General features: G+C 58.0%; 31 protein-coding genes. 19 read left to right on the plus strand and 12 right to left on the minus strand.

Going from position 1 to position 26431, the window contains the following annotated elements; genetic code table 11:
• Window positions 1–86 precede the first annotated feature (86 nt).
• Together ACM6I0_RS15090 and ACM6I0_RS15095 are read right to left on the minus strand one after the other, a co-directional pair.
• Complete coding sequence (locus tag ACM6I0_RS15090) at window positions 87–1307, minus strand: CaiB/BaiF CoA transferase family protein (protein ID WP_285431337.1); 1221 nt, start codon at window positions 1305–1307, stop codon at window positions 87–89.
• Between the two features lie 13 nt (window positions 1308–1320).
• A complete protein-coding gene (locus tag ACM6I0_RS15095) occupies window positions 1321–2502 on the minus strand; it encodes an acyl-CoA dehydrogenase (protein ID WP_090177263.1) in 1182 nt (393 codons plus the stop codon).
• 158 nt (window positions 2503–2660) lie between these two features.
• Here ACM6I0_RS15095 and ACM6I0_RS15100 point away from each other — a divergent pair, with 158 nt between their 5' ends.
• The 11 genes from ACM6I0_RS15100 to ACM6I0_RS15150 all read left to right on the plus strand — a co-directional run bounded on the left by ACM6I0_RS15100 (window position 2661) and on the right by ACM6I0_RS15150 (window position 12760).
• Window positions 2661–3560: a LysR family transcriptional regulator gene (locus ACM6I0_RS15100; protein ID WP_285431341.1), complete on the plus strand. Its 900-nt coding sequence runs from the start codon at window positions 2661–2663 to the stop codon at window positions 3558–3560.
• Between the two features lie 434 nt (window positions 3561–3994).
• Window positions 3995–5116, plus strand: a complete 1122-nt coding sequence (locus ACM6I0_RS15105) for a Re/Si-specific NAD(P)(+) transhydrogenase subunit alpha (RefSeq protein ID WP_414922711.1) — start codon at window positions 3995–3997, stop codon at window positions 5114–5116.
• A gap of 15 nt (window positions 5117–5131) precedes the next feature.
• Complete coding sequence (locus ACM6I0_RS15110) at window positions 5132–5455, plus strand: NAD(P) transhydrogenase subunit alpha (RefSeq protein WP_003187010.1); 324 nt, start codon at window positions 5132–5134, stop codon at window positions 5453–5455.
• Window positions 5455–6891, plus strand: coding sequence for an NAD(P)(+) transhydrogenase (Re/Si-specific) subunit beta (locus tag ACM6I0_RS15115; protein WP_208670635.1), 1437 nt, complete (start codon window positions 5455–5457; stop codon window positions 6889–6891). The genes ACM6I0_RS15110 and ACM6I0_RS15115 overlap by 1 nt, the downstream gene beginning before the upstream one ends.
• Before the next feature lie 180 nt (window positions 6892–7071).
• Window positions 7072–8565 carry an acetyl-CoA hydrolase/transferase family protein gene (locus ACM6I0_RS15120; protein WP_285431346.1) on the plus strand — a complete coding sequence of 498 codons (1494 nt, stop codon included), beginning with the start codon at window positions 7072–7074 and terminating at the stop codon, window positions 8563–8565.
• Window positions 8566–8884: 319 nt separating this feature from the next.
• A complete protein-coding gene (locus ACM6I0_RS15125) occupies window positions 8885–9100 on the plus strand; it encodes a DUF1127 domain-containing protein (RefSeq protein ID WP_090177277.1) in 216 nt (71 codons plus the stop codon).
• Between the two features lie 259 nt (window positions 9101–9359).
• Window positions 9360–9569, plus strand: a complete 210-nt coding sequence (locus ACM6I0_RS15130; RefSeq protein WP_285431756.1) for a DUF1127 domain-containing protein — start codon at window positions 9360–9362, stop codon at window positions 9567–9569.
• Between the two features lie 144 nt (window positions 9570–9713).
• Window positions 9714–10031 (plus strand): DUF2388 domain-containing protein, encoded by a 318-nt coding sequence (locus tag ACM6I0_RS15135; protein ID WP_285431348.1) that lies wholly within the window; start codon window positions 9714–9716, stop codon window positions 10029–10031.
• Between the two features lie 105 nt (window positions 10032–10136).
• Window positions 10137–10454, plus strand: a complete 318-nt coding sequence (locus ACM6I0_RS15140; RefSeq protein ID WP_285431349.1) for a DUF2388 domain-containing protein — start codon at window positions 10137–10139, stop codon at window positions 10452–10454.
• Between the two features lie 27 nt (window positions 10455–10481).
• Window positions 10482–10802: a DUF2388 domain-containing protein gene (locus ACM6I0_RS15145; protein ID WP_285431350.1), complete on the plus strand. Its 321-nt coding sequence runs from the start codon at window positions 10482–10484 to the stop codon at window positions 10800–10802.
• 32 nt (window positions 10803–10834) lie between these two features.
• On the plus strand, window positions 10835–12760 hold the full coding sequence (locus tag ACM6I0_RS15150; RefSeq protein WP_414922712.1) for a DUF4105 domain-containing protein: 1926 nt from the start codon (window positions 10835–10837) through the stop codon (window positions 12758–12760).
• Window positions 12761–12815: 55 nt separating this feature from the next.
• Here ACM6I0_RS15150 and ACM6I0_RS15155 read toward each other — a convergent pair whose 3' ends face one another.
• From ACM6I0_RS15155 to trpB, 3 genes are all read right to left on the minus strand, one after another.
• Window positions 12816–13271, minus strand: coding sequence for an anti-virulence regulator CigR family protein (locus tag ACM6I0_RS15155; RefSeq protein ID WP_285431353.1), 456 nt, complete (start codon window positions 13269–13271; stop codon window positions 12816–12818).
• A 121-nt stretch (window positions 13272–13392) separates the two neighbouring features.
• Window positions 13393–14205: a tryptophan synthase subunit alpha gene (trpA, locus tag ACM6I0_RS15160; RefSeq protein WP_285431355.1), complete on the minus strand. Its 813-nt coding sequence runs from the start codon at window positions 14203–14205 to the stop codon at window positions 13393–13395.
• Window positions 14205–15440 carry a tryptophan synthase subunit beta gene (trpB, locus tag ACM6I0_RS15165; protein WP_285431357.1) on the minus strand — a complete coding sequence of 412 codons (1236 nt, stop codon included), beginning with the start codon at window positions 15438–15440 and terminating at the stop codon, window positions 14205–14207. Before trpB ends, trpA begins: the two co-directional genes overlap by 1 nt.
• Before the next feature lie 112 nt (window positions 15441–15552).
• Between trpB and ACM6I0_RS15170 the strand changes: the two genes are divergently transcribed.
• The gene (locus ACM6I0_RS15170) at window positions 15553–16446 is read left to right on the plus strand and encodes a LysR family transcriptional regulator (protein ID WP_414922713.1); all 894 of its coding nucleotides are present in this window, start codon (window positions 15553–15555) and stop codon (window positions 16444–16446) included.
• Here the strand turns inward: ACM6I0_RS15170 and ACM6I0_RS15175 are convergent.
• On the minus strand, window positions 16443–16769 hold the full coding sequence (locus ACM6I0_RS15175) for a DUF883 family protein (protein WP_090177306.1): 327 nt from the start codon (window positions 16767–16769) through the stop codon (window positions 16443–16445). The genes ACM6I0_RS15170 and ACM6I0_RS15175 overlap by 4 nt on opposite strands.
• Before the next feature lie 158 nt (window positions 16770–16927).
• Between ACM6I0_RS15175 and ACM6I0_RS15180 the strand changes: the two genes are divergently transcribed.
• Both ACM6I0_RS15180 and ACM6I0_RS15185 read left to right on the plus strand, forming a co-directional pair.
• Window positions 16928–17143, plus strand: a complete 216-nt coding sequence (locus ACM6I0_RS15180) for a dodecin (protein ID WP_222589230.1) — start codon at window positions 16928–16930, stop codon at window positions 17141–17143.
• Window positions 17144–17264: 121 nt separating this feature from the next.
• A complete protein-coding gene (locus tag ACM6I0_RS15185) occupies window positions 17265–17486 on the plus strand; it encodes a DUF1161 domain-containing protein (RefSeq protein WP_285431361.1) in 222 nt (73 codons plus the stop codon).
• Window positions 17487–17553: 67 nt separating this feature from the next.
• Here ACM6I0_RS15185 and ACM6I0_RS15190 read toward each other — a convergent pair whose 3' ends face one another.
• Window positions 17554–18555 (minus strand): LLM class flavin-dependent oxidoreductase, encoded by a 1002-nt coding sequence (locus ACM6I0_RS15190; RefSeq protein WP_414922714.1) that lies wholly within the window; start codon window positions 18553–18555, stop codon window positions 17554–17556.
• Window positions 18556–18798: 243 nt separating this feature from the next.
• On the opposite strand from ACM6I0_RS15190, the gene ACM6I0_RS15195 reads away from it, so the two are divergent.
• Entirely contained in the window at window positions 18799–19230 is a 432-nt protein-coding gene (locus ACM6I0_RS15195) for an OsmC family protein (RefSeq protein ID WP_222589227.1), read from the plus strand.
• A gap of 220 nt (window positions 19231–19450) precedes the next feature.
• Complete coding sequence (locus ACM6I0_RS15200) at window positions 19451–19684, plus strand: DUF1161 domain-containing protein (protein WP_414922715.1); 234 nt, start codon at window positions 19451–19453, stop codon at window positions 19682–19684.
• A gap of 6 nt (window positions 19685–19690) precedes the next feature.
• On the opposite strand, the gene ACM6I0_RS15205 is transcribed toward ACM6I0_RS15200, so the two are convergent.
• The gene (locus ACM6I0_RS15205) at window positions 19691–20113 is read right to left on the minus strand and encodes a hypothetical protein (protein ID WP_414922716.1); all 423 of its coding nucleotides are present in this window, start codon (window positions 20111–20113) and stop codon (window positions 19691–19693) included.
• A 40-nt stretch (window positions 20114–20153) separates the two neighbouring features.
• Window positions 20154–20576 (minus strand): hypothetical protein, encoded by a 423-nt coding sequence (locus ACM6I0_RS15210; RefSeq protein ID WP_414922717.1) that lies wholly within the window; start codon window positions 20574–20576, stop codon window positions 20154–20156.
• 61 nt (window positions 20577–20637) lie between these two features.
• Between ACM6I0_RS15210 and ACM6I0_RS15215 the strand changes: the two genes are divergently transcribed.
• Entirely contained in the window at window positions 20638–21714 is a 1077-nt protein-coding gene (locus tag ACM6I0_RS15215; protein ID WP_414922718.1) for an aminopeptidase, read from the plus strand.
• Window positions 21715–21836: 122 nt separating this feature from the next.
• Here ACM6I0_RS15215 and ACM6I0_RS15220 read toward each other — a convergent pair whose 3' ends face one another.
• Together ACM6I0_RS15220 and ACM6I0_RS15225 are read right to left on the minus strand one after the other, a co-directional pair.
• A complete protein-coding gene (locus tag ACM6I0_RS15220) occupies window positions 21837–22487 on the minus strand; it encodes an HAD family hydrolase (RefSeq protein ID WP_414922719.1) in 651 nt (216 codons plus the stop codon).
• Window positions 22488–22531: 44 nt separating this feature from the next.
• A complete protein-coding gene (locus tag ACM6I0_RS15225) occupies window positions 22532–23077 on the minus strand; it encodes a gamma carbonic anhydrase family protein (RefSeq protein ID WP_414922720.1) in 546 nt (181 codons plus the stop codon).
• Between the two features lie 62 nt (window positions 23078–23139).
• Here ACM6I0_RS15225 and prlC point away from each other — a divergent pair, with 62 nt between their 5' ends.
• Both prlC and ACM6I0_RS15235 read left to right on the plus strand, forming a co-directional pair.
• Window positions 23140–25218 carry an oligopeptidase A gene (gene prlC / locus ACM6I0_RS15230; RefSeq protein WP_414922721.1) on the plus strand — a complete coding sequence of 693 codons (2079 nt, stop codon included), beginning with the start codon at window positions 23140–23142 and terminating at the stop codon, window positions 25216–25218.
• Window positions 25215–25499, plus strand: coding sequence for a YheV family putative zinc ribbon protein (locus ACM6I0_RS15235; protein WP_285431376.1), 285 nt, complete (start codon window positions 25215–25217; stop codon window positions 25497–25499). Before prlC ends, ACM6I0_RS15235 begins: the two co-directional genes overlap by 4 nt.
• 59 nt (window positions 25500–25558) lie before the next feature.
• Here the strand turns inward: ACM6I0_RS15235 and ACM6I0_RS15240 are convergent, their stop codons facing one another.
• Entirely contained in the window at window positions 25559–26209 is a 651-nt protein-coding gene (locus ACM6I0_RS15240) for a dual specificity protein phosphatase family protein (RefSeq protein WP_285431377.1), read from the minus strand.
• Window positions 26210–26431 lie beyond the last annotated feature (222 nt).

Below are 26431 nucleotides of genomic sequence, written 5' to 3' on the forward strand. Positions count from 1 at the left end.
ATCAATAACTTGTAGAAGGCCTGGAAACAGGTCGATTTCCCTCTATATAGAAGCGCAAATTCACGCCTTCTATATAGAAGGCATCTTTAGAGCACTCCGGCGTCCCTGAAAGCCGCGACCGCATCAGCGTCCAGACCCAACACCCGCTGCAAAACCTCCAACGTGTGCTCGCCCAACAAAGGAGGCGCATTACGATACTCGACTGGCGTCTCAGACAGTCGAATCGGGCTCGCGACCTGCGGCACCATACCAGCCAGCACGTGTGGCAATTCAATTGCCAGCCCGCGCGCCTTGACCTGAGGATCGGCAAACATCTGAGCCAGGTCATTAATAGGGCCGCACGGCACACCAGCCTGCTCTAATTGCAGCACCCACTCCGCGGTGGTCTTGAAGACCGTCGCCTGGCGGATAAGCGGGATCAACACCGCACGATTGGCCACCCGCAGCTTATTAGTCGCAAAGCGCGGATCGTCCGCCCACTGCGGCTGACCAGCCACCTCGGCAAATTTTCGGAACTGCCCGTCATTACCCACGGTGAGGATGAAGTCGCCATCCGCTGTAGGAAAGTCCTGGTAAGGCACGATATTCGGATGCGCATTACCCAGGCGCTTGGGAGCATTGCCTGTCGTCAGGTAATTCATCGCCTGGTTAGCCAGACAAGCCACCTGAACATCCAGCAACGCCATATCAATATGCTGTCCGCCACCAACATGCTCTCGATGAGCCAGCGCGGCAAGGATCGCCACAGTGGAATAGAGCCCGGTCAGTATGTCCGTCAGCGCCACACCGACTTTCACCGGCCCTGCGCCCTCCTCACCCTCCGGTCGCCCCGTCAAGCTCATCAGCCCGCCCAAGCCCTGGATCATGAAGTCATAACCCGCACGCTTGGCATAAGGCCCGGTCTGTCCAAACCCGGTGATCGAGCAATAGATCAGGTTCGGATTGATGGACTTGAGCGTCTCATAGTCCAACCCATAAGCCGCCAGACCACCAACCTTGAAGTTCTCGATCAGGATGTCGGACTTGGCCGCCAACTCACGCACCAGCTTTTGACCCTCTGGCCGCGTGAAGTCGATAGTCACCGATTGCTTGTTGCGATTGGCCGACAAGTAGTAGGCGGCCTCGCTGGTATTCTCGCCATAGGCGTCTTTCAGGAAGGGAGGGCCCCAGGCGCGCGTGTCGTCTCCATTGCCCGGGCGCTCGACCTTGATCACTTCGGCGCCAAGGTCTGCAAGGATCTGCCCGGCCCAAGGCCCGGCGAGCACCCGCGATAAATCCAGTACCCGTAGATGCGAAAGCGCGCCCATGGCCGTTCTCCTATTAATAGAACGCCTGGATGCCGGTCTGCGCGCGACCGAGGATCAGCGCATGGACGTCGTGAGTACCTTCGTAGGTGTTCACCACTTCCAGGTTCACCAGATGGCGAGCGACACCGAACTCATCGGAGATGCCGTTGCCGCCCAGCATGTCACGCGCCATGCGCGCGATGTCCAGCGACTTGCCGCAGGAGTTGCGCTTCATCATCGAGGTGATCTCGACTGCCGCAGTGCCTTCATCTTTCATACGACCCAGGCGCAGGCAACCTTGCAGTGCCAGGGTAATTTCGGTCTGCATGTCGGCCAGCTTTTTCTGGATCAATTGTGTGGCGGCCAACGGGCGACCGAACTGTTGACGATCCAGGGTGTATTGGCGAGCGGTATGCCAGCAGAACTCGGCAGCGCCCAGTGCGCCCCAGGAAATGCCGTAGCGTGCCGAGTTGAGGCAGGTGAAAGGGCCTTTCAGTCCACGCACGTCCGGGAAAATGTTCTCTTCAGGGACAAACACGTTGTCCATCACGATCTCGCCGGTAATCGACGCACGCAAACCCACCTTGCCGTGGATTGCTGGCGCGCTCAGGCCTTTCCAGCCCTTCTCCAGAACGAAACCACGGATGTCGCCGGCATCGTCCTTGCCCCAGACCACGAACACATCAGCGATCGGGCTGTTGGTGATCCACATCTTGCTGCCCGTCAGGCTGTAGCCTCCTTCCACTTTGCGCGCACGAGTAATCATCGCGCCAGGGTCGGAACCGTGGTTCGGTTCTGTCAGACCAAAGCAGCCAATCCATTCACCGGTAGCCAGTTTCGGCAGGTACTTTTGCTTCTGGGCTTCAGTACCGAATTCGTTGATCGGCACCATGACCAGCGAGGACTGCACACTCATCATCGAGCGATAGCCGGAGTCGACACGCTCGACTTCACGGGCAATCAGACCGTAGCTGACATAGTTCAGGCCGCTGCCGCCGTACTGCTCCGGAATGGTCGCACCCAGCAGACCCACTTCTCCCATCTCGCGGAAGATCGCAGGATCGGTCTTCTCATGACGGAAAGCTTCAAGAACGCGCGGCGCCAGCTTCTGCTGAGCGAATTGCTCGGCGGTGTCGCGAATCATGCGTTCTTCTTCGGTGAGCTGTTGATCCAGCAGCAGGGGATCGATCCAGTTGAAGCTAGCTTTACCGCCCATGAGTGAGTCCTCTCGAATCGGGTCAAATTGCGTGGGACTGATCCTAGGCCGGGTTCAGCGTTACAGCAAACGAGGATTTTGCATACTGTTGTGCTAATTTCTCACTCCGTAACATCGTAAAGTGGCTTTTATGCGATGCATTAGTGAGGTAGAAGTACATGCGCCGGAAAATCCCTAGCACGACTGCGCTGATCAGCTTTGAAGCGGCCGCGCGCCACGAGAGCTTTACCAAGGCGGCGCAGGAGCTTTCGCTCACCCAGGGTGCAATTTGCCGACAGATCGCCAGCCTGGAGGAGTTCCTCAGCGTCGAACTCTTCCGGCGCTCGCGGCGGGGAGTCAAGCTGACCGAGGCCGGACTTTCCTACAGCCGCCGCGTCGCCACCCAGCTCGACGCTGTCGAGCGCGACACGCTCTCAGTGATGGGGCAACAGGGCGCCAATGTGATCGAGTTGGCCGTAGTGCCGACCTTTGGTACTCAATGGCTGCTGCCACGGCTGAAGGACTTCCAGCACAAACACCCGGAAGTGACCGTCAACCTCACCAACCGCACACGGCCCTTCCTGTTTGCCGACACTGATTTCGATGCCGCGATCTATTTCGGCGATGCGGATTGGTCGGGTACCGAATCCCACAGGCTGATGGGTGAAAATCCGATGCCAGTGTGCAGTCCCACGTTACTAGGCGATAAGACCTCCCTGTCAGCCGATGAAATTGCCGACATGCCCCTGCTTCAGCAAACCACTCGCCCCTATGCCTGGCGTCAGTGGTTCAACTCACAGAATCTTAATGTGCCGCGAGACATGACAGGACCGCGCTACGAGCTATTCTCCATGCTTGCCCAAGCGGCGATGCACGATATGGGGATAGCCTTGATTCCGCCCTTTCTGATTCAACGCGAATTGGCCGAGAAGCGCTTGGTGATTGCCAACCCCCAGGCACTGTCGAGCATCAAGGCCTATTACTTGATGATTCCGGAGCGAAAGGTCGAATCGGCATCATTACGCGCTTTTCGTGATTGGCTGGTGAACCAGGCGCAGAGCTACAGCCTAGAAGGATAAAGGGTTAGCGCTGTTTACTGACCGCGTAGTCAGGAATAACAAAACCCTACAGATATAAGTATTTGTCGCATATTCGTAGACTGTACCGAAATCAGTACAAACGTCCCACAAGCGCCTAGCCACGTGGCCTTGAGCCTCCATTGATGAGCAATGACCTCTCATTCACGGTGCCGATGCGTAAATTCTTTAAATTTCGCCGCAATCCTTGCAAGGCACGGCCTACAAGGGATTGAGGCGGTTGGTTGCGACATTCGGTCACGGGGTGACTTGTAGTTAATTTTCCGTCACCCGTCATAATCCCTTGAAGGGCACAAAGTTCGCCTGCAAAATGCCGCGCCCCGCCCTGATTTGGCGGGATCGTGCTGATCGGCCGCCCCAGCCGCACCATCCGTAGTGCCTGGGTTTACTCAATAAGATCACGCAGGAGATTTGACGTGCACATTGGTGTTCCTCTCGAAACCCAGACGGGTGAAACGCGGGTTGCTGCAACCCCGGAAACCATCAAGAAGCTGATCGGCCAGGGTCATAAGGTCACTGTACAAAGCGGCGCCGGCATTAAAGCCAGTGTTGTCGACAGTGCTTATGAAGCGGCAGGCGCGACCATTGGCAGCGCCAACGATGCGTTTGGTGCCGAGCTGATCCTCAAGGTAGTCGCCCCCAGCGACAGCGAGCTGACGCTGATTAAAAGCGGCACCGTTGTGGTGGGGATGCTCAACCCGTTTAGCAATGAAACCATTGCCAAGCTGGCCGAGTGCGGCATTACCGCGTTCGCGCTGGAAGCCGCGCCTCGCACCTCCCGCGCCCAAAGCCTTGATGTGCTGTCCTCCCAAGCGAACATCGCCGGTTATAAAGCCGTGTTGCTGGCCGCTCATCACTACCCTCGCTTCATGCCGATGCTGATGACTGCTGCGGGCACCGTGAAAGCGGCACGCGTGCTGATTCTCGGTGCGGGTGTAGCCGGTTTGCAGGCGATCGCCACGGCGAAACGCCTGGGTGCAGTGATCGAAGCGTCCGACGTGCGCCCTGCTGTGAAAGAGCAGATCGAATCTCTCGGCGCCAAGTTCCTCGACGTCCCTTACGAAACCGATGAAGAGCGCGAATGCGCCGTCGGTGTCGGCGGTTACGCGCGACCAATGCCTGCCAGCTGGATGCAGCGTCAGGCCCTGGCTGTGCACGAACGCGCCAAGCAGGCCGACATCGTCATCACCACCGCACTCATCCCGGGCCGCAAGGCTCCGACACTGTTGAGCGCCGAAACCGTGGCTCAGATGAAGCCTGGCTCCGTGGTCATTGACCTCGCGGCAGCCCAGGGCGGCAACTGCCCGCTGACCGTGGCTGACCAGGTCGTCGTCGAGAATGGCGTGACCATTTGCGGCCCGACCAACCTGGCCGGCGCGGTTGCAGCAGACGCTTCGGCCCTGTACGCCCGCAACTTGCTGGACTTCCTGAAGCTGGTCTTCAACAAGGAAGGTCAGTTCGAAGTGAACCTAGAAGACGACATCGTCGCCGCGTGCCTGATGTGCCGCGACGGCCAAGTCATCCGCAAAAACGCCTAAGCAGGGATTCAGACGATGGAAGAGCTTATCTCCCCCGGTATCTACAACCTGATCATCTTTGTGCTGGCGATTTATGTCGGTTACCACGTGGTCTGGAACGTAACGCCTGCGCTGCACACGCCCCTGATGGCAGTCACCAACGCCATCTCGGCGATTGTCATTGTCGGTGCCATGCTGGCCGCCGCACTGACTGTGACGCCACTGGGCAAGACCATGGGCACCCTGGCGGTCGCTCTGGCTGCAGTGAACGTGTTTGGTGGCTTCCTGGTCACCCGCAGAATGCTTGAGATGTTCAAGAAAAAAGCCCCGAAAGCCGTAAAAGAAGAGGCGCCCAAGTAATGAGCATGAACCTTGTCACGACGCTCTACTTGATCGCGTCGATCTGCTTCATCCAGGCCCTCAAAGGCCTGTCGCACCCGACCACGTCGCGGCGCGGCAACGTATACGGCATGCTCGGCATGGCACTGGCGATCCTCACCACGGTCGGCCTCATCTATAAGCTGGGCGCTGAGCTGGCCACCGCCGGTATCGGTTATGTGATCGTCGGCCTGTTGGTCGGTGGCACTGCCGGTTCGATCATGGCCAAGCGCGTAGAAATGACCAAGATGCCGGAACTGGTCGCCTTCATGCACAGCATGATCGGTATGGCTGCGGTGTTCATTGCCATTGCCGCTGTCGTCGAGCCGCAATCGCTGGGCATCGTCAAACAGCTGGGTGACTCGATTCCTGCCGGTAACCGCCTGGAGTTGTTCCTCGGTGCCGCCATCGGTGCAATCACCTTCTCCGGCTCGGTGATCGCGTTCGGCAAGCTGTCCGGCAAGTACAAGTTCCGTCTGTTCCAGGGCGCACCAGTACAGTTCGGTGGCCAACACAAGCTGAACCTGCTGCTGGGCCTGGCGACACTGGGCCTCGGCGTGACCTTCATGCTGACTGGCAACCTCAGCGCCTTCGCTTTGATGCTGGCCTTGGCCTTTGTCCTGGGCGTGCTGATCATCATCCCGATCGGCGGCGCAGACATGCCGGTTGTGGTGTCGATGCTCAACAGTTACTCGGGCTGGGCGGCGGCAGGTATCGGCTTCTCGCTGAACAACTCGATGCTGATCATCGCAGGCTCGCTGGTGGGTTCGTCCGGTGCGATCCTCTCGTACATCATGTGCAAGGCGATGAACCGTTCGTTCTTCAACGTACTGCTCGGCGGTTTCGGCAACACCGCGGATGCGGCTGGTCCAGCTGGCTCGAAAGAAGCCCGTCCGGTGAAATCCGGTTCGGCTGACGATGCGACGTTCCTGCTGACCAACGCCGACACCGTGATCATCGTTCCGGGCTACGGCCTGGCGGTAGCGCGGGCACAGCACGCGCTGAAAGAGCTGACCGAGAAGCTGACCCATCGCGGCGTGACCGTGAAGTATGCGATCCACCCGGTTGCCGGTCGCATGCCTGGCCACATGAACGTGTTGCTGGCGGAGGCAGAAGTGCCTTACGACCAGGTATTCGAGATGGAAGACATCAACTCCGAGTTCGGTCAGGCCGACGTGGTGCTGGTGCTCGGCGCCAACGACGTGGTCAACCCAGCCGCCAAGAACGATCCGAAATCGCCGATTGCCGGCATGCCGATTCTCGAGGCGTTCAAGGCCAAGACCATCATCGTCAACAAGCGCTCGATGGCCAGCGGCTATGCCGGTCTGGACAACGAACTGTTCTACCTCGACAAAACCATGATGGTCTTCGGCGACGCCAAGAAAGTCATCGAAGACATGGTTAAAGCAGTCGAGTAAAAACTGCTCCAATGCAATACCAAAAACCCCGGCCTTTAGTAGGCTGGGGTTTTTTTATTCCTCATGAAACCCGACCAAAGGCTCTAAATCAGGGCTCTGCATTCGACCATGGTAGCGGGAGGAATTTTTCTGAAATCACTAGACTGAACACCTTGCTTCCGTTACCCGAGATAACAATCCATGTACCGTGATCGTATTCGCTTGCCTTCGTTGTTGGATAAGGTGATGAGCGCCGCTGACGCTGCCGCTCTGATTGAGGACGGCATGACCGTCGGCATGAGTGGTTTCACGCGTGCCGGCGAAGCCAAGGCCGTACCTCACGCATTGGCCGAACGCGCCAAAATCACTCCACTGAAAATCACGTTGATGACCGGCGCCAGCCTGGGCAACGACCTCGATAAACAGCTCACTGAAGCCGGCGTACTGTCGCGACGCATGCCATTCCAGGTCGACAGCACGCTGCGCAAGGCTATTAATGCCGGCGAAGTGATGTTCATTGACCAGCATCTCTCGGAAACGGTGGAATCGCTGCGCAACCAGCAGCTCAAACTGCCGGACATTGCGGTGATTGAAGCCGTGGCGATCACTGAGCAGGGGCATATCGTGCCGACCACGTCCGTGGGCAACTCAGCCAGCTTCGCGATTTTCGCCAAACACGTGATCGTTGAGATCAACCTGGCGCACAACCCGAATCTGGAAGGCCTGCACGACATCTATATCCCGACCTATCGCCCGACGCGTACGCCGATCCCGCTGGTGAAGGTCGATGATCGTATTGGCAGCACCGCGATACCGATCCCGCCAGAAAAAATCGTTGCGATTGTGATAACCAATCAGTCCGACTCACCGTCCACTGTCCTGCCACCGGATGTCGATACCCAGGCTATTGCCGACCATTTGATCGGCTTCTTCAAGCAGGAAGTAGCCGCAGGGCGCATGACCAACAAGCTCGGCCCCTTGCAGGCCGGCATCGGCACCATTGCCAACTCGGTAATGTGCGGCCTTATCGATTCGCCGTTCGAAGACCTGACCATGTACTCCGAAGTGCTGCAGGATTCGACCTTTGACCTGATCGATGCGGGCAAACTGAGTTTTGCTTCGGGCAGCTCGATTACCTTGTCCAGCCGGCGTAACGCCGATGTGTTCGGCAATCTCGAACGCTATAAGGACAAGCTGGTTTTGCGACCGCAGGAAATCTCAAACCACCCGGAAGTGGTGCGCCGGCTGGGCATCATCGGCATCAACACGGCGCTGGAGTTCGACCTGTACGGCAACGTCAACTCTACCCACGTCTGCGGCACGCGGATGATGAATGGCATCGGTGGTTCCGGGGACTTCGCGCGCAACGCGCACCTGGCGATCTTCGTCACCAAGTCCATCGCCAAGGGTGGCGCGATCTCCAGCGTGGTGCCTATGGTCAGCCATGTCGATCACACGGAACATGACGTTGACATCCTTGTGACCGAGATCGGCCTGGCGGACTTGCGGGGCCTGGCGCCACGTGAGCGCGCCCGGGTCATCATCGACAACTGTGTGCACCCGGATTATCGCCAGGCACTGGATGACTACTTTACGGCTGCTTGCGCAGTGGGTGGACATACACCGCATATCCTGCGCGATGCCCTGAGCTGGCACATCAACCTGGAAGAAACCGGGCGAATGCTGGCTGACTGATTCAGGAAAAATACAGCTGACACAAACACAGTTGTGTCAGCTGCCCTTCGCCTTCTTCGATTCCGTTTAAAACTGTACTTCTGTACCGGTCATTTCCTACAGTATCGACCTACCAAATCGTGTGAAATGAGCATTTATGCTCTTTATTGGTGCAGACAGGTACAGTTGCCTCAATTTAGACCAGTACACCCCCTATTAACAGTTAACTGGTCCCTCACAATACAGGTGAACTGTATCTACAGGGACTGGCCAAACGAGAGGATCATTGGCATCAGTTAAACCACTACCTAATCCCGCCATAAGCGGAAGGATGTCAACCATGGAACGTACACTCAGTTCCGAACTGTTCTTCGAAGACACTGCTGCAAAATCCCAGGCTTCCATGCCTCTGCGCGTTATTGCCAACCTGATGTTGTGGCAGCGCCGCATCTCCAGCCGCCATCAACTGGCTCGTCTGGATTCGCGTCTGCTGGCTGATGCCGGGATTAGCGAAGCACAACGCTACGAAGAGCTGAGCAAGCCGTTCTGGCGCTAAATTAGCGTCGCTGGCCCTGACCCACCGGGTCCACTGCCAGCATCCAAATTGAAAAAACAGAGCCCGTCGTGGGAAAACCACGACGGGCTTTGTCGTTTTCGGCATTGGGCGGCGGCTATACAGAAGGGATAACGGAGAATAGTTACAGTTTAAGTATTTTATATATTGAACCAGTACAATTTCACCGCGGTGTATCTGTTACTCCATTACCAGCGGCATCAACATGAGCGTCCTGACTCAACAATTAAAGGACTGCGTCATGGATGACTTACTGAATGTTTGCGCCCCTCCCCTTCAAGCCAAGCTGCGATTCGGAAGGCTTAAACGATTGCTGACGGCGTTCGCTGATAGCCTTGAGCGCGCTCGAACCCGGCGTTTGTTGGGCCAAATGAATGAACATCAACTCTCGGACTTGGGCATTAGCCACGCCGATCGCCTGAGGGAAATGGACAAACCGTTCTGGCGTTGACGCTCTGCGCTGAAAGACAGGACTATTCGAAGCGATAAAAGCAGGCTTAATATCCAATCCGAACGTGGCGAGCGCTGAATGACAAGCGTCCGATACAACAGCTGCTTCATCACCTCACATTCGGTTTTCCAAAGGAGTTACACCATGTCCCGTCTTCGTCTGCTCAGCGCTGCAGCCCTGCTTGCCGTGGCTGCAAATTCCCACGCAACCAGCTTTATCGTGACCACAGATGCAGTGGTCGGCGCGCTGAAGTCCAGCTCCGATGCAACCTCCGATGTCACTTCTTCCTTTCGCGATGACAAGATTGTCCGCGCCGCCCGTGACGACGCCGCTAGCTACGTGGCCAGCGAAGGCGCCATTCGTGGTGTGAAACTGGAAAGCGCGTTCGACCACATTCGCCGCCAGGTCCCTCAACTAAACGCAACCGATGCACAACTGGCCCAGGCTATTCTGACCATCTAAGCGCTCCGTGCCATGGGATACGCCTGTCGTGTCCCAATGTTTCGACGCTGGCTCTACGCCGGGCGTTGAGCTAGCCTTGGGACTCGCTTTCGGCAATCGAGTCTCATGCGTTTTACTCCAAAGCTTGTTTTCATTTCGGTCATTCTCTCGGCTTTTTGGTCGGGCTCAACGCTTGCCTACGACGCCTTCAACCTGTCCACGCAAGGCATAGTCGCCACGGGTTACGCGACAAGCATGGTGACCGCTGCCCCCTTCGACCGTAAGCTGCTACTGGCTGCGCACGATGACGCTGCTGCGTTCATTGCCAGTGACGGCCAACTACGCGGAGCGCGACTGGAGTCGGCGCTGATTTACCTGCGCCAAACCCAACCAAAACTTCATGCAAGCGACCTTGAACTGGCGCAGGCAATTCTCGTCCAATAGTTATCCTTGTTCTTGCGGAGCTGTTCCATGCGCAACCCCCTGATTGCCGCCACTCTTGGCCTGCTGCTGTTGGCCGACATAGCCCATGCGCAAACCTTGGTTGCCACCAGTAACATCCTCATCAATGCCACGCGGCGCACGCTCGATTTCACGTCTGACACCACGACGTCCATCCGCGACTCCAAGATCGTCCGTGAAGCCCACGACGATGCAGCCAGCTTCGTTGCCAGCAACGGCGACATACGCGGCGCTCACCTGGAAGCGGCCCTCAATACCTTGCGCATCCGCGTACCGGAAGCCCGCGACGCCAGTGATCAGGTACTCGCCGAAGCCATCCTCGCGCTGTGAAGTTGCCCGGCGCCTGGCTCCTGGCCGGGGTAATGTTGCTGCTTTGCAACACGGCTCAGGCGAGCTTGCAATTACGGCTCAAGACAGAAGGCCTTAGCCCTGAACAACAGCAGGCCAGCCAAACATTGCTTGATGAAGCCATGCAGGCCTTGCCGCCACGCTTCATTGAGCAACTGGACCGGCGCATTGATGTCGGCTGGACCGATGACATGCCAAGCAATGCTTTCGGTCAGGCGTCGCTGGTCTCTGAGCTCGATCTGAACCGCAACTTGCTCGCCAGCCTCACCGATGGCAGTGCCGCGACAAAGAAAACCTATCGCCCCCACGGCACTGTCCGCCGCGAAATGCTCGCCACGGTGCTGCATGAGCTCACCCACATTTACGATCGCTCACGCCTGTGGCCAGACGCGGAGCGCAAGCTGATCCAGCGTTGTACCCGACGTAATGACAGTTCGGGCCTGATTGGCCTGCCCGATGAATGCCGAGGCCAGTCCGCACGGCGCTTTACCTTTAGCGATGACCCTCGTCTGCTGGATCTGGCCGGATGGCCGCAATACGTCGGTCGCCGTGGCGAGCGCGAACAGCACAACCGACAAATTGCCCGCAGCCCGGACATCTACGAGACGAGCAGCCCCAAGGAGTTCGTCGCGGTCAATATGGAGTATTTCCTCCTCGACCCGAGCTATGCCTGCCGGCGTCCCGCGCTGTATCGCTACTACAAGGAACATTTCGGTTGGGCGCCCGCCGCCAAAGACACTTGCGCCAAATCCTTCGCCTTCCTCAACGCCGGCAACGACTTCGCCAAACAACCGCTGGGGCAGGTCGATCCGGAACGGGTGTATGCCGTCGACTATCTGTTGGCCGAAGCCAACCAGAATTGGGTCAGCCGCTGGGGCCACAGCATGTTGCGCCTGGTGATCTGCGCGCCAGGGAGGCCAAGGGGACCGGACTGTCGTCTGGATCTGGACCAGCATCTGGTGTTGTCCTACCGGGCCTTTGTCGGTGACGTGCAACTCTCAAGTTGGGATGGACTAGTCGGCAAATACCCGTCGCGTCTGTTCGTCCTGCCGCTGTCCCAAGTAATCGATGAGTACACCAAAACCGAGCTGCGCAGCCTTGCGTCGGTGCCCCTGAACCTGTCACGTCGCGAGATCGAAGACGTGGTGGAGCACGCCGCCGAGATGCACTGGAGTTACGACGGCAATTATTTTTTCCTGTCCAACAACTGCGCGGTAGAAGGCCTGAAATTACTACGCAGCGGCACCAACAATGCGCAATTGGTCGGGCTCGACAGCATCATGCCCAACGGTTTGCTTGAAGTGCTCAAGGGCCGGGGGCTGGCTGATACCAGTGTACTGGATGATCCAAGAGAAGCCCTTCGCCTGGGCTATCGCTTTGACTCCTTCCGCGATCGCTACCAAGCGATGTTCGACGTGCTGAAAAAGCATTTGCCGATCAAGCAGGAAAAGGTCGAGGACTGGCTGGCGTTAAAAGCCGTCGAACGTCGGCAATGGTTCGAACAGGCTGATTTGCGAACCAGTGCGGCATTGCTGTTGCTGGAGCAGGCAAGCTTCCGTCAGCAGTTGGTGTTGGCCCAGGACGAAGTGAAACAGCGTTATCTGGGTGCAAGAGAGTTGAAGAACGGCGGAATGGACAAGGCCAATGCAACCTTGCAGCAGATTCTCGCCAATAGCGGCTTCCTCAGCCGTCCGGCAGAACTGCTGGGTACCGGCGGATATGGTTTGCCTCAGCCGAGTGAATGGCAGCGCCTGGAGTCGGAAAGCAGTCTGCGCCAGAAGCAGCTTCAGTTGCTCACTGGCGATCTGGACAAGGAAGTCCGGGCGCTGCTCGATCCGAGTCGTGCGGCTGAGATGGCCGCCAATGAAGCGAACCTGAAACAGATTGGCGAACATTTGCGCAAATTGCACAAAGCGGCTGGCGGATTGGAATTGCCATAAATAAAAAAGGCTTCGTGGATGATCCACGAAGCCTTTTTGTTACCTGCAGGTTAAATCAAAGCACGCCTTCCAGAATTTCATAGACGATCCCGGTGCCCACGGCGATCAATACAATGTCGCCGCCCGCACGGCGCCATTCGTAACCCGGGTAATACGGCAGTCGACCCAAGGCCCGGTTATCCAGGCGTTCGCCGTAATAGCCATGAGGCAACGGTCGGCCGCGAACCAGGTGAATACCTGGAGGTGGCGGCGCACCCCGTACGAAATAGCCGTGATTGTCATGAATGGTCTGACGCACCGGGCCGAAGTCTCGCGGTGGAGGGCCGCCGCGACGGTTGTCCTGCGGACCACGGTGATCATCACCATGATTGTCACCACGGTTATCGTAATGGCCCTGCTGCTGGCCGTCGCGGTCGTGATCGTCACGCTGATCGGCGCTCGCATGCAACAGAGGGGTGGCACTGAGCATCAGCACACCCAAGCTGGCAATCAGACGTTTCGGCATTTTCATCAGGTCTTTCCTCACTGCGCATACAGCAAAAAGGGCTCCAGAACGGTGTCCTGAAGCCCTCGGTCTTGCTATTTAGTGTGTGCCGCGAGGCGCTAATTCCTCTGTATCAGGAACTTTACCTTCAGCTGACGCGGGCCTTACGCACGCCATCGGCCAATGCCGCGCAAAGACTCAACACCCCATCCACTGCCTGTTCCGACGTCGAGGCATTGGCGATGTGGTCGATCAGTGCCGAACCCACCACAACACCATCCGCCAGGCGTGCGATGGCCGCCGCTTGCTCCGGTGTCCGAATGCCAAAACCGATGCTGATCGGCAGATCGGTGTGGCGACGCAGCCGCGCCACCGCTTCTTCCACGTGTTCCAGCGTCGCCGCGCCAGCACCGGTCACACCGGCAACGGACACGTAGTAGACAAACCCCGAGCTGCCGTTGAGAACGGTCGGCAGGCGCACATCATCGGTCGTCGGTGTCGTCAGACGGATGAAGTCCAGGCCTGCTGCCTGAGCCGGATCGCACAGCTCAGCGTTATGCTCCGGCGGCAAGTCGACCACGATCAGGCCATCAACGCCTGCCGCCTTGGCGTCGGCAATGAAACGCGGCACGCCATACATGTGAATCGGGTTGAAGTAACCCATTAGCACCAGCGGCGTGTCGCTATTGCCTTCACGGAACTCGCGAACCATTTGCAGGGTTTTCGCCAGGTTCTGCTTGGCGCCCAGCGCACGAATGTTCGCCAGTTGGATCGCCGGGCCATCAGCCATCGGATCGGTAAAGGGCATGCCCAACTCGATCACGTCGGCACCCGCACCGGGCAAGCCTTTGAGAATCGCCAGGGACGTGTCATAGCTCGGGTCGCCGGCGGTGACGAAGGTCACCAGAGCGGCACGGTTTTGTTCCTTGAGTTCGGCAAAACGCGTTTGCAGGCGGCTCATCAGTGTTTCTCCTGCTGGGAGTGCTCTTGTTGAGAGTGTTCCATATGGTGCATCACGGTTTGCATGTCTTTGTCGCCACGACCGGACAGGTTGACCACCATCAGGTGATCTTTCGGCAAGGTCGGCGCACGTTTGAACACTTCGGCCAAGGCGTGGGCGCTTTCCAGTGCAGGAATGATCCCTTCCAGGCGACAGCATTTATGGAACGCGTCGAGGGCTTCGTTATCGGTCACCGAGGTGTACTGGACGCGACCAATGTCATGCAACCAGGCGTGCTCAGGGCCGATGCCTGGATAGTCGAGGCCGGCAGAAATCGAGTGGGCGTCGATGATCTGGCCATCGTCGTCCTGCAGCAGGAAAGTACGGTTACCGTGCAGCACGCCTGGCACGCCACCGTTCAGGCTGGCGGCATGCTTGCCGGTTTCGATACCGTATCCAGCGGCTTCGACACCAATGATCTCGACGCTTTTGTCGTCGAGGAACGGATGAAACAGGCCCATGGCGTTGGAGCCGCCACCGATGCACGCCACCAGGCTGTCCGGCAGACGGCCTTCCTGGGCTTGCAGTTGATCACGGGTTTCCTTGCCGATAACGGCCTGGAAGTCACGGACCATGGCGGGATAAGGGTGCGGACCGGCGACGGTGCCGATCAGGTAGAACGTGCTGTCAACGTTGGTTACCCAGTCACGCAGGGCTTCGTTCATCGCATCTTTGAGCGTGCCAGTGCCGGCCACCACCGGAATCACTTCGGCGCCGAGCAGTTTCATGCGGAACACGTTGGCCTGCTGACGTTCAATGTCAGTGGTACCCATGTAGATCACGCACTGCAGGCCGAAGCGCGCTGCCACGGTGGCAGTCGCCACGCCGTGCATGCCGGCGCCGGTCTCGGCGATGATGCGTTTCTTGCCCATGCGCCGCGCCAGCAGAATCTGGCCGATGCAGTTATTGATCTTGTGCGCGCCAGTGTGGTTGAGCTCTTCACGTTTCAGATAAATCTTCGCACCGCCGCAGAACTCGGTCAGGCGCTCAGCGAAATACAGTGGGCTTGGACGTCCGACGTAATCACGCTGGAAGTAGGCCAGTTCTTCTTTGAACGCCGGATCTTCCTTGGCCAACTCGTATTCACGGGCCAAATCGAGCACCAACGGCATCAAGGTTTCGGCAACGTAGCGGCCGCCGAACGAGCCAAACAGGCCATTGGCATCGGGGCCGGTACGCAAATTAGTCTGGGTCATGGGTCGCTCCAGTTGGATTCGTGAGATGACAATGACGATCACTCTACCCCTGACGCCCTGGCCTGAAAACCGATAAGATCGCCACAACCTGTCAGGAAAACTCACAGATTCCATGAGCCACGATCTCCCCCCGCTGAACGCCCTTCGTGCTTTCGAAGCCACTGCCCGCTTGAACAGCGTCAGTCAGGCCGCCGAACAACTGCACGTCACTCATGGCGCCGTCAGCCGGCAACTCAAGGTGCTTGAAGAACACTTGGGCGTCAGCCTGTTCATCAAGGATGGACGCGGCCTTAAACTCACAGATGCAGGCGTGCGTTTACGTGATGCCAGCAGCGAAGCCTTCGAGCGTTTACGCACGGTGTGTGCCGAGCTGACCCGAAGCACCGCCGATGCGCCATTCGTCCTCGGTTGCTCGGGCAGCTTGCTGGCGCGCTGGTTTATTCCGCGCTTGGGACGACTGAATGCGGACCTGCCGGACCTGCGTCTACACCTGTCGGCAGGGGAAGGCGATCTGGATCCGCGTCGGCCGGGGCTCGATGCCTTGTTGGTGTTTGCCGAGCCGCCATGGCCGGCAGACATGCAAGTCTACGAGCTGGCCAGCGAACGAATCGGCCCTGTGATGAGCCCGCGCTTCGCGGGTTACGAAAGGCTGCAAGGTGCACCGGCCAGCGCGCTGCTGACCGAGCCGTTGCTGCACACCACATCGCGCCCGCAGGCCTGGCCGAGCTGGGCACAGCAAAACGGCCTCGACGCCAAGGCGTTGAAGTACGGTCAGGGTTTTGAGCATTTATATTATTTGCTGGAAGCTGCAGTCGCGGGGCTGGGCGTGGCGATTGCGCCTGAGCCGCTGGTGGCCGAGGACTTGAAGGCCGGTCGCCTGGTTGCGCCATGGGGTTTCAGTGAAACCCCGGCGCAACTGGCGTTGTGGCTACCCAAGCGCGCCGCGGACGGGCGCGCTCGGCAGTTGGCGCAATGGCTCAAGAATGAGCTGCGCCAACCCGATTAGTCACCGCGCTTGCACAGCAGGTACGCCGCCAGCAGACCGAGGGCACCGACAGCAACGCCAGCGGTAGTCCAAGGGTGTTCCTGGGCGTAGTCCCGAGTGGCAATCCCGGTTTCGCGGGTTTTGACTTTGACTTCCTCATACGCATCGCTAAGCAGATGGCGCGAGTGTTTCAGCGCGTTCTCGGCGTTGCTTTTGAGCGCTTTAAGGGTTTTACGCGACTCGTCCGAGGCATCGTCTTTCAGGCTTTCCAACGATTTGAGCAGACTCTCGATCTCGGCTTCCATGCTTTGCAATGAGGCTTTACGTAAAGAGGTGTTGGCCATGGTGGCTCTCCTTCATTGATATGAGTTGCGTGTGTTGGTTGGGACTTCAACGGTTCGAGAAAGTGCAGTAAATCTGAACTTATGCGTGGAATCAGCCGACAGAAGTAAGACGAAAAATCACTGCTAGGCTGTATTTCACACCCTGAGGAGAACGCCACATGACTGATCACCACACCTACAAAAAAGTCGAGCTGGTTGGCTCATCCACGTCCAGTATCGAAGACGCGATCAACAATGCACTGGCCGAAGCCAGTAAAAGCATCAAATACCTGGAATGGTTCGAAGTCACCGAAACCCGCGGACACATCAAGGACGGCAAAGCGGCGCATTTCCAGGTGACTCTCAAAGTCGGGTTCCGGATTGCCAGCAGCTGACTTTGAGCTAGTCTTCTGAACTTGCGCGCTGGCCGAGCGCCATAGGGAAATGGCAAGCGCTATATGAGTGCCTCTGGCCCGTGGCTGGATGCTCCCTTTGACCCGACCAGGAATGCGACCGATGAAGAATCTTATTTTGGCGGTAGGTTTGTTGAGCCTTGCGGGGACGGCCTTCGCTGATGGCAAATCGTGTGAAGCGCTGAAAGCAGAAATCGCGGCGAAACTTGATGCCAAGGGCGTTTCCGGTTATTCACTGGAAATCGTCGATAAAGGCGCCGAAGCCGGCGGCAAAAAAGTTGGCACCTGTGAAAAGGGCGCCAAGGTCATCGTTTACAAGAAGTAAGCGGGTTCCCGCGCAAATGAAAAAGCCGACGCAATGCGTCGGCTTTTTTGTAAGTCCATTTTGGGCCTCAGCCCTTCATGACCTGCGCCAGCAACTCATAGGAATGCACGCGGTCGGCGTGTTCGTACAGATCACAGGTGAAGATCAGTTCGTCTGCCTGGGTCTGCTCGACCAGCACGTCCAGTTTGGCGCGGATTTTCTGTGGGCTACCCACCATCGCAAGGCCAAGGAAATCGCCGACGGCTTCTTTCTCATGGGGCAACCACAATCCATCCATGCTCTTCACCGGCGGGCGCTGTACCAGGCTCTGGCCGCGCATCAACGCGAGAATACGTTGGTAGACCGATGTCGCCAGGTAATCCGCTTGCTCGTCGGTGTCGGCTGCGACCAGCGGCACACCGAGCATCACATAGGGCTTATCCAACACCGCTGAAGGCTTGAAGTGATTGCGGTAGACGCGAATCGCTTCATGCATGAAGCGCGGTGCGAAATGCGAGGCGAACGCGTAAGGCAAACCGCGTTCACCGGCCAGTTGAGCGCTGAACAGGCTGGAGCCGAGCAGCCAGACCGGGACATTGGTCCCGGTGCCCGGCATGGCGATGATCCGCTGGTCCGGCGTACGAGGCCCGAGGTATCGCATCAGTTCGGCGACGTCCTCGGGGAAATCGTCAGCACTGCCAGAGCGTTCACGACGCAGCGCCCGGGCGGTCATTTGATCGGAACCGGGCGCACGGCCCAGGCCCAGATCGATCCGTCCCGGGTAGAGACTCTCAAGGGTGCCGAATTGCTCTGCAATCACCAACGGCGCATGGTTTGGCAGCATCACACCGCCGGAACCGACCCGAATGGTCGAGGTGCCGCCGGCCAGATACCCAAGCAATACCGAGGTGGCCGAACTGGCGATGCCGTCCATATTGTGGTGTTCGGCGACCCAGAAGCGGTTGTAACCGAATTTCTCGACGTGTTGCGCAAGGTCCAGCGAGTTACGCAGCGACTGGGCCGCACTGCCATTCTCGCGCACGGGTACCAGATCGAGGGTCGAAAACTTGATATCGGACAGTCGTTTCATAAACCTGCTTCTCCAATTGAGGTCGCAGGTTTTTTTTCGCGAACGAAAACCTGCCGAATGCATAAGCGTGCTTCATGCAATAAGGGCATATACCCGAGTTTCAATAGCCACGGCAAAAAAACCTACGAAAACGGTAGGAATAATCAGATCAGGTGAACTTTGCGCCACCGTCTATCCTCAGAACCCTAGCAACCGAAAACCACAAAGGTGCGACGTTCCGCACCGGATCTTGAGGAGGCAGACATGGCTATTACGAAGAAAGCATCGGCTCATTGGGAAGGTGACCTGAAAACCGGCATCGGCTCGATCTCCACTGAAACCGGCGTACTCAGAGAAGCGCCTTATGGCTTCAAGGCTCGTTTCGAAGGCGGTAAAGGCACCAATCCCGAAGAGCTCATCGGCGCAGCCCACGCAGGCTGTTTCTCCATGGCGTTTTCGATGATCCTCGGCGATGCCGGCCTCAAGGCTGAGAGCATCGACACCAATGCCGAAGTTACCCTGGATCAGGTCGAGGGCGGTTTTGCGATCACCGCAGTGAAGTTGATCCTCAAGGCGAAAATTCCTGGGGCCACGCAGGCGCAGTTCGAGGAGTTGAGCAACAAAGCCAAAGAAGGCTGCCCGGTGTCCAAAGTGCTGAATGCGAAAATCAGCCTGGATGCAACGCTGGTTAGCTGATAACCAGGTACTGACGTCTTCACGAGCAGGCTCGCTCCCCACATTTGGAATCCATTCAAAATGTGGGGAGCGAGCCTGCTTGCGATGCGAGTTTATAAACGACACCCCCCAACGGCTCAACCTGTGAGCGATGTCAGAACTCGCTTTGCAAAACTGTGGTCGAATAAATGACAGCAGCTGAAACGCAGGTCCCTGCGTGCTGCCTCAATGGAGCCTCACAATGAAACGTTTTGCCTTGGCGATTATGTGTTGTGCACTGGCCACATCGGCTCTGGCGGCAACGAAATCCTGTGAAGAACTCAAGGCCGAGATCGAAGCCAAGATCCAGGCCAACAACGTCTCGTCCTATACCCTGGAAATCGTCACCAACGAAGAAGTGCACGATCAAAACATGGTCGTCGGCTCTTGCGAAGCCGGTACCAAGAAAATCATCTACCAGAAGAACGACCGCTGATCCGCCTCACATGAGGCAATAAGATTCTCGATCTTCGGCGACGATTTCCCGCTTGGCGTTATACAACCGGGCACCGGGGGTAAACGCCATCGACTGGCCTACCAGCACGTAACGCTGGCCGGCTTCGAAATGATCGTATCGGATGGTCAGGTAGCACAGCCGCTCCGTAGGCCCATCCATCAAACTCGGGCCACCCCCGCCGGGCACTTCGAAGTCGAATCGAACAATCAGCTCATGGCTGCCGGGCGTCACTTGAAAAAAACGCCCGTCAGGCATTCGCTGCTTATCCAGACGTTCGGCCATGAGCAATTTGTCGTTGGGGAACGGTGTGGAAAAATCCACCCAGGCCATTTGCGGGTTAACCGCCGGCAACGGGCTCTGGCAGCCGGCAACGACGCCGGCAGCGAGCAACAACATCAACCTGCGCATGATGAATGTCCCACTGATTGGTGATTCAGCATACCGCCGATCAGCTGCGTTGGCAGCCTGCCGGTGTGCCATGACCAATCACTTTTCGCTGCTGATCATAAAGTTTCGCCCACGGCCGAAAACCGATATTTCCCGCTTGCAACTGATACCGCTCGCCGGCGTTGAAGTCGTTGAATTTCACATTCAGCTGGCAGTCGCGCCACAGCGGCTTGGCGTCAGGACCGATGTTGGTGGGCTGCACCGCAAACTGGTAACGCACCGTCAACTCATGGCTTCCCGGCTGAACCTGGAAATAGCGTTTGTCGGGTGAAGCCTTTTTATCGACTTCCAGTGCTTGCAATGTGGTGTCTTCCTGCCGCGAATCCAGATCGATCCACGCTTGAGACGGATCATGGTGAGGGAATCCGAATCCGGCACAGCCGGTCAGCATCAATAAGCCTCCCGTCAGCATCAATTTGCGCATAGCGGAGCTCCAGTCAGGCGGGATAGTCTTGCGGGCAGACTTTCCATGGATGATTTTTATTTTGATCAGGCCGCTTCCAAGCCTTGGGTTACTTGATCGCGTTTTTCGGATTTTGTTTCCGGGTGTATTGCTTTTACTGCTCAGCGGCTGCGCCAGCGTCAGCTATTACAGCCAACTGGCCAGCGGTCAGCTGCAATTGCTGCGAGCCAGGGAGCCAGTTTCCAGCGTCATCGCCAATCCGCAGCGCAGCGAGCAATTACGTGCGCATCTGGCGCAATCACAAAAGGCCCGCACCTTCGCCAGCCAACAGCTGCACCTTCCGGATAATCAGAGCTACCGCCTGTATGCCGACATCGGCCGGCCGTTTGTCGTCTGGAACGTCTTCACCACGCCGGAATTTTCCCTCACCCCACAGAACCATTGCTTCCCCATCGCCGGCTGCGTCGCCTACCGCGGTTATTACAGCCAGAGTGCCGCCCGTGGCGAGGCTGCGTTGCAACGCCTGAAAGGTATGGACGTGTCGATTGGCGGCGTCGAGGCCTATTCGACGCTTGGCTGGTTCAACGATCCGATTATCAGTTCGATGATGGGCTGGGGTGACGAGCGGTTGGCGACGTTGATCTTCCACGAGCTCGCCCATCAACGCTTTTATGTGAAGAACGACACTGAATTCAACGAGTCTTTTGCCACCTTTGTCGAGCAGGAAGGCACTCGCCAATGGCGTGCATTACGCGGCCAGCCTCCGGACGATGGCGTGCAGTCACAACACCGGGATCAGTTCATCCAGTTGGTTCTGGACACTCGTAAACGGCTTGAAAAGCTGTACGCCCTGCCGTTACCCACAGACCAGATGCGCCAACGCAAAGCCGCTGAGTTCGAACGACTGCGCCAAGAGTATCGACAGCTGCGCGACAGCCGATGGGCCGGCGACAAACGCTACGACGCGTGGATCAATGCGCCGATGAACAATGCGCGGTTGTTGCCGTTCGGGTTGTATGACCAATGGGTGCCGGCGTTTGCCACGTTGTTTAAGCAGGTTGACGGGGACTGGGTGAAGTTTTATGCGGCGGTCGAGAGGCTGGGTGCGTTGCCGATAGGTGAACGCAAGGCGGCGCTGAAGGCTTTGGCGGGGTCATAAAATTTCAGTGGCTTAAAGGGCCTCATCGCGAGCCGGCTCGCTCCCACAGGTCCGTGTCGTGTACGAAAAATGCGTACGACCCAGATCCTGTGGGAGCGGGCTTGCCCGCGATGGCGATTCAACTAGCGCTGCAAAAACGCCTGATGCATCTCTTCCAGCGTTTCGAAGTGATACGCGGGCGCTTCAGCGCTCAACTCTTCCCGGCTGCCAAAGCCGTAACCCACCGCCGCCGCATCCAATCCATTACTACGAGCACCGATCAGGTCGTGTTTGCGATCGCCAATCATCAGCGTGCTGGCCGGATCCAGGCCTTCCGCGGCCATCAGGTGGGCTATCAACTCGACCTTGTTGGTCCGGGTGCCATCCAGTTCGCTGCCGTAAATCACTTTGAAGTGCTTGGCGAAATCGAAGTGCCGGGCGATTTCCCGGGCAAACACCCACGGTTTGGACGTCGCGATGTACAGCTGGCGCCCTTGCCCGCTCAAGGTTTCCAACAACGGCGTAACGCCGTCGAATACGCGGTTCTCATACAAACCGGTCACCTTGAAACGTTCGCGATAGAAATTCACGGCTTCCCAGGCTTTGGCCTCGTCGAACGCGTAAAACTGCATGAACGCCTGCAACAACGGCGGGCCGATGAAGTGTTCGAGCTTGGTCAAGTCAGGCTCATCGATGCCCAGTTTGTTCAGGGCAAACTGGATCGAGCGCGTAATGCCCTCACGCGGATCGGTCAGGGTGCCATCGAGGTCGAACAGTACGGTTTGGTAATGCATGAAAATTCCTGGGCAAGAGCGAAACGCTTTCCGTTAGTCGAGGCTCAGAGCGGGTCGTAGCCTTCGGCCATGTGCAAATCCTTGAGCTTCACGTAATTCGCCGCACTGTAGGTAAAAAAGGCTTTTTCCTTGTCCGTCAGCGCGCGGATCTGTTTCACCGGGCTCCCCACATAGAGGAAGCCGCTTTCCAGGCGTTTGCCCGGCGGCACCAGACTGCCGGCGCCGACAATCACATCGTCCTCGATCACGGCGCCGTCCATGACGATGCTGCCCATGCCGATCAGAATCCGGTTGCCGACGCTGCAGCCATGCAGCATGACCTTATGGGCAATGGTCACGTCGTCTCCGATCAGACAGGCAAAGCCATCCGGATTGAATGGCCCGGCGTGAGTGATGTGCAACACGCAGCCATCCTGAACACTGGTGCGCGCGCCGATACGGATGCGGTGCATGTCTCCACGGATGACGGTCAGCGGCCAGACCGAGCTGTCTTCGCCGATTTCGACGTCGCCGATCACCACTGCCGAACCGTCGACAAAAGCGCCTTTGCCCAGTAGCGGCGTATGGTTCTGATACTTGCGAAGGGTCACGATAGGGTTTCTCTCTGTTACCGATAGCTGCGGTGAGCGTCGATTGTAATTAAGATGGCCGCATGTTTCTTCCAGCCAAGGTGCCAACCGTGAGCGTGAACAACCCTCTTTTGCAGTCCTACGACCTGCCGCCGTTCTCGGCGATCCGCGCCGAACACGTGCAACCGGCGATTGACCAGATTCTGGCTGACAACCGCGCCGCCATTATCGAGATCCTCAAAACCCAGCGCAAACAGCCGACCTGGGCCGGCCTGGTGCTGGCGATGGACGAACTCAATGATCGTCTGGGCGCAGCCTGGAGCCCGGTCAGCCACCTCAACGCCGTTTGCAACAGCGCCGAACTGCGCGAAGCCTACGAGTCCTGCCTGCCGGCATTGAGCGCCTACTCCACCGAACTGGGCCAGAACCGCGAACTGTTCGAGGCTTTCGAAGCCTTGGCCAACAGCCCTGAGGCTGCCGGTTTCGACGTGGCGCAGAAAACTATCCTGGAACACTCCCTGCGTGACTTCCGTTTGTCGGGTATCGACCTCCCGCCAGCCGAGCAAAAACGCTACGCCGAAGTGCAGAGCAAACTGTCGGAACTCGGCAGCCGCTTCTCCAACCAGTTGCTCGACGCCACTCAAGCCTGGACCAAACACGTTACCGACGAAGCCGCCCTCGCCGGCCTGACCGATTCGGCCAAGGCGCAAATGGCTGCTGCGGCCCAAGCCAAAGGCCTGGAAGGTTTTCTGATCACCCTGGAATTCCCAAGCTATTACGCGGTGATGACCTACGCCCACGACCGCGCCTTGCGTGAAGAAGTCTACGCCGCCTACTGCACCCGTGCGTCGGACCAAGGCCCGAATGCCGGCCAGAACGACAACGGCCCGGTGATGGAAGAAATCCTCGACCTGCGCCAGGAACTGGCCAAGTTGCTGGGTTTCGCCAGCTTCTCGGAACTGAGTCTGGCGACCAAGATGGCCGAATCCAGCGATCAGGTGCTGAGTTTCCTACGAGACCTGGCCAAGCGCAGCAAACCGTTTGCCACCCGCGACCTGGAACAACTCAAGGCTTACGCCGCCGAACAAGGCTGCCCGGGCCTGCAAAGCTGGGACAGCGGTTTCTACGGTGAAAAACTGCGCGAACAACGCTACAGCGTTGCCCAGGAAGCACTGCGAGCCTACTTCCCGATCGACAAAGTACTGGGCGGTCTGTTCGCCATCGTCCAACGCCTGTACGGCATCGAGATTGCCGAGCTCAAAGGCTTCGACACCTGGCACCCGGACGTTCGCCTGTTCGAAATCAAGGAAAACGGCCAGCACGTCGGCCGCTTCTTCTTCGACCTCTACGCTCGCGCCAACAAGCGTGGCGGTGCATGGATGGACGGCGCACGCGACCGTCGCCGTACCATTAGCGGCGTATTGCAAAGCCCGGTGGCTAACCTTGTGTGCAACTTCACACCGGCCGACAGCGGCAAACCTGCGCTGCTGACCCACGACGAAGTCACCACACTGTTCCACGAATTCGGTCACGGCCTGCATCACCTGCTGACCCGCGTCGAACACGCTGGCGTGTCCGGCATCAACGGCGTGGCGTGGGACGCGGTCGAGTTACCAAGCCAGTTCATGGAAAACTGGTGCTGGGAGCCGGAAGGCCTGGCGCTGATTTCCGGTCACTACGAAACCGGAGAGCCGCTGCCGCAGGACCTGCTGGAAAAAATGCTCGCGGCGAAAAACTTCCAGTCCGGCCTGATGATGGTCCGACAGCTGGAGTTTTCGTTGTTCGACTTTGACCTGCACGCCACCCACGGCGACGGCCGCAGCGTGGCGCAAGTGCTCGAAGGCGTGCGCGACGAGGTGTCGGTCATGCGTCCACCAGCCTACAACCGTTTCCCCAACAGCTTTGCGCACATCTTCGCCGGCGGTTACGCGGCGGGTTACTACAGCTACAAATGGGCCGAAGTGCTGTCGGCGGATGCCTTCTCGAAATTCGAAGAAGAAGGCGTGCTGAACGCCGAGACCGGTCGCGCTTTTCGCGAAGCGATCCTGGCGCGCGGCGGTTCTCAGGAGCCAATGGTGCTGTTCGTCGACTTCCGCGGACGTGCGCCGTCGATTGACGCACTCTTGCGCCACAGCGGCCTGACTGAGGTCGCGGCAGCATGAGCGAGGGTCCTGTGATTACGAAGAAGCGCTTTATCGCCGGGGCGGTCTGCCCGGCCTGCAGCGAGCCCGACAAATTGATGATGTGGAATGAAGACGAGGTTCCGCACCGCGAGTGCGTGGGCTGCGGTTATTCCGACACGTTGAATGAACAAGGTCTGTCCGTGCCCAAGGAATTGGGCACGCGGGTCAATACATCGGCGCTGAAGGCGCCGGACGCCAAGGTTCAGGCGGTGCAGTTTTTCCCGAACCCGAAGCTGAAGAAAAAGCCTGACGAGCAATAATGAATCGCCACCGTCCACACCTTCAGGTGTGTGGACGGTGGCCTCATGATCCCTTCTTGCTATTTATTCTCGACGTTCGCCGATTTGAACCAGTTCTTCATCGAGCACATGGCGAAAGGGCTGGTACTGCAATCGCCATTGGCCAATGCGGTACGCAATTTGTCGGTATCCGCCTGCATCATGTAGCGAACACCGTCCTTGAAGTGGGTGCTGTCACCAAAACCGCCCTCGGTCATTTCGTTCAGAGCGTCTTCCTTGCTCCAACCCTGCACAACCACCCGATACATCGCTGCCATCAGGCCCGTGCGGTCGGAACCGTGCTTGCAATGCATCAACACCGGGCCTTTGGCCTCGGCCTCCTGAATCGCGCGAAGAGCAGCGATGACCTGCGCATCATCCACGTGATTGGTGCGATAGGGCAGCTGGACCTGGTTGATGCCTGGTGTAGACAACCAGCGCGAGTCCGACTCAGGCAGGAAGTTGATGACGGTTCCAACCTTGAGCTTTTCCAGCAGCGGCACCACTCCACTGTCCGGCAATGCGCTGCGGTAGAGAGTCGGGGACATCTGGAAGAGGTTGTACTTCGCCTCCACCGGCTGCGCCCATTCCGCAGGTCGCGATGGTGTGCTGTCGCCGGCCAGGGCCAGCGATACATTGAACAAGGCAACAAGCGACAGACACATCGCTGGGATAAAACGAGTAATGAGCATGCTCGGCGGCCGTAGGGAATAAGCGGATTAATGACATTCAGCTTCAGGCTTGAGCGGTCAAAGCACTGTGAGCCAACTGTCAAAGAATCGTGAATGCAGCAACTTTCGTCGCAAAACCCGGTTTATTTCAGCTGAATCGGTTCATCCTGATACTTAGGCTGCTACCATTTGTTACCAAAGTTTGCAGATGCGCAGCGCTCTCACGATCGCCAAGGATCCGCA

The organism is Pseudomonas sp. IT-P294, from assembly GCF_949767865.1.
In the GTDB taxonomy this organism is placed as follows: domain Bacteria; phylum Pseudomonadota; class Gammaproteobacteria; order Pseudomonadales; family Pseudomonadaceae; genus Aquipseudomonas.